At 48.4% G+C, this 3,265-nt stretch carries 2 protein-coding genes; both read left to right on the forward strand.

Annotation, left to right across the window (positions count from 1 at the left end; genetic code table 11):
* Positions 1-549 precede the first annotated feature (549 nt).
* Positions 550-1,677, forward strand: coding sequence for a hypothetical protein (locus tag KDK82_RS32575; RefSeq protein ID WP_143343608.1), 1,128 nt, complete (start codon positions 550-552; stop codon positions 1,675-1,677).
* Between the two features lie 70 nt (positions 1,678-1,747).
* The gene (locus KDK82_RS31540; protein ID WP_218827112.1) at positions 1,748-2,737 is read left to right on the forward strand and encodes a DUF2971 domain-containing protein; all 990 of its coding nucleotides are present in this window, start codon (positions 1,748-1,750) and stop codon (positions 2,735-2,737) included.
* Positions 2,738-3,265 lie beyond the last annotated feature (528 nt).

Genomic DNA, 3,265 nt, shown 5'->3' on the forward strand with positions numbered 1-3,265 from the left:
ACGACGCCAAGCTCGAAGCTTTCCGCCAGACCATGCACATGATTCGCCGCCGTCTGGAGCTGCTGGTCTTTAGAGAGATGCGCCACTGTACTTTCGTCTGTACGGAAAACGCGCCACTGTACTTTAGTTTTTTTGGCCAGCAAGGCTGAGGAGCGAGCTATCGGCCGAGGAGCAAGCGCTCAGGGCAGATGTGCGGCGGCGTCGCGGCTTGCCAAGGGCTCTCGTGTGGCCGCTACCGTTCCGCGCTGCCGTCGCTCAGCGTTCGTGCGTATCTGTCGGTTTCTCTGCGGTTGCGGTCACCCAGCTTTGGCCGTCGAGCGCACGATATTGGTCGAGAAGCGTTCGGTCGCGCTTGCACCACGCTACTAAAATCAAGACTAAAAACGGGAGTGGGAACTTGCTGCAGATGGTGTGGCAACAAGGACTGTCGTCGCTCTTGCAAAGGATGTATCGCTGAATTTCCAATCAGAAAATGACTTCAACAACAAAGATCTATTCTTTGTGAAAATATATAAACACTAGGGATTCTTAGATCAAGAGAATGTTGAAATGAAAGATTACAAAGATTCTGTAGAAGAGTATATTAGGAGGAAAATCTTCTCCAAAACAGGAGAGGCGTTTCTTGATTTTTCTCTTGAAGAAGATGATATTTATTCTGAGTTGAATGATATCGGTCAGTGGTTATGTCGTAAATATCCAGAGGGTAATTCAAGTTTTTATCTTCTGGATAGTGTGCGAGTCCAAGCCGCAGCTATTCACGGCCATCAAGCTGTTTTGGTGTGCAAAGGAATGGTGGAGCTGATATTTCGTACGTCAGCCATGATGGTGGGGGCCGAGCGTCGCCTAAGAAATAATGATGAAAAGTTCTACGAGCCTTGGAGGGATAATTTAAGCTCTTGGTTAAAAGATGGAGATTTTGAATGGTCGAATAATGATTTTTGGTGGATTCATGAAGAAAGCCACAGAAAAATGTTTGAAATGTTTGTGGAGGGAATGTTTGTATTTATCGTGTTGCATGAGATAGGGCATCTCCACAATTTACATGGTGAAAGACGAGGCGATAAGTCCGAAGGAAAGATCCCTTCAGCATCTGATAATATAGTCATCCATGAGGCTGTTAGTTGTGCTGAAGAAAAAAATGAGACTGATAGTCTTGCCGTACACGCTCGTGAAATTATTGCGGATACTTACGCATTTCAATTCATGCTTACGGAGTTTGAGAAGTTCTATTTTCCAGCCTCAGAATATGAGAACCTTAATAAGGGTGCCTTGTGTGTTGCGAATTATAATGTTTGTATTTATATTGTAGCTTCATTATTCTGGGCATTGAATTTTCAGCGACCTATGCGCAATGATACGCAAGAAGATTATTATCCATCTCACGTTTTCAGATTGCAGAGCATCGAGACCGCATCTCTTGAACACCGGATATGTGGGGGTGATTATGGCCTGACACATCTAGCTGTGAGGTTGGGCATGCAGGGCTACACTGGGAAATTGAGATGTGCAACGGACAATGATGAATTATCTTCTTGGCGTACGACTATGGATATTCCTGCGAATTTCGAACATTATCAAAAGATTTGCGGAATCACGGAAAAATGGTCGAACATGAAGTATGGTGTTCGCGACGAAGACTATCTGCGCGATGTGACCACAAACTGGCGACTTCGATAACTGCAAGCAACTCAGAACGATTTTTAAGGTGGAAAATTCAGACGGCCGAATTTGGTCGAGAGCGGTCGTCTTGTTTTCTCTGCTGCACGTCGGAAACCAGCCTAGACCTGCCGTTTGCGGCCACGCGCCGGACGGCTGCTTCTGGCCTAAAGGCGCTGGCTCTGCTCGAACCTGGCCAGTCATTCAGATAAAATGCATAAACCCGTCATTTAAAGGTGAGCTATATATTGCATTGGCTTCCGGGAGTTATCGAGTGATCCTATATAAATATATGTCCGCATCAGCAGCAATATCGATACTCAAAAATCGATCAATTGGATTTACTAAGCCGAATACGTTTAATGACCCGTATGAGTTGAAGGCGGCTTATCCGCCGCAGGGAAATAATTCGCTTACGCTTTTATTAGATGGTATTCGGTCGTCGGCTATGCAATCCATCTGGTCGGATACACATGGGGTTCTGTGCCTTACACGAAATCCATTGAACTCTTTAATGTGGGCTCATTACGGAGACGAACATCGAGGCGTGGTGCTTGGTATTGATGTAGAAATGTCTGGATTTCTTGATGTGCAACGTTGCTTAGTACCTGCACAATTTGGAAATGTTATTTATACACATACCCGGCCGACACACCCCTTGCCATCGTTTAAAGGCACCGATCCTATTTTAGTAGGTCATACACATCACTATCCTGCTGGCCATGAAGAAAAGCTGCAACGCACATTTCTCCAAAAACCTGCCTGCTGGGCTTATGAAGAAGAAGTTAGGGTAGTGAAATGCCTATCGGACAGGGAGGACGGCACTAATCAAAGCGGCACTTTTGATGAACTCAAGTTACACAACAAGACGCTCTATTGCTATAGGCTCCCTGATGGAGCGATTAAGGAGATATATTTTGGCATGAGGCACCCTCTACTTATGTCTGTAAGTGCCGCAAAAGCTGAATTGCGTGAGTATCATGGGATTTATCCAGGACTATCCGTTTATGGATGCCGATTGTCCCGTACCACGTGGGATATCGATTCGTTTGACGTTTCGGAATGGGCGGCAGGCCATTAAGCTTACCTTATTCGTTGAGCCACCGATTTTCTACACCCCCCGACTGCTCCTGGCCGACAGCTGTCCTTGTGCGAGGGCAAGCCTTGCTACGGGGCGCTAAGCGTCCCTGGTGTCGCGCATAAGCCTCCCTGTAGCGGGCGGCATGGTGGCCGTGAAGTCCACGGGAGCTCGCCACTCAGGCTCTATTTGAGCCATCCAGACGATGCTCACCTCTCATGCGCCAGTGAGGCAGGGCGGTCGAGCACTCAAAACCACCCCGCATAGGTCATCGCCAGAGTCTTCGCTCCTCATCCGCGCCCACCTGGTCAAACTCCCCTTTAGGACTGGCCCGTCATCTCGCCACGAAGGCGGACTGCCTCTGACGCCACAGAGGTTACCGGCCGAGGCGTCGGTACTCGTTCGCGCCAGATCCACTGCAGTCACTCTGCACGGTTGGCTGATCTTGGGTGCACTCAGCCCCATGGCCAGGGGCGCCCTCGATGCAACGTTAGGCCACAGCCTGCAAGGCCGCATGGTGATTCAGCGCCA

The sequence above is a fragment of the Delftia sp. K82 genome (assembly GCF_002193035.1).
Classification (GTDB): Bacteria; Pseudomonadota; Gammaproteobacteria; order Burkholderiales; family Burkholderiaceae_C; genus Comamonas; species Comamonas acidovorans.

Excerpts from the sequence above, each read along its gene's own strand:
- KDK82_RS32575 (WP_143343608.1), top strand. The coding sequence starts at position 550 with ATGAAAGATTACAAAGATTCTGTAGAAGAGTATATTAGGAGGAAAATC.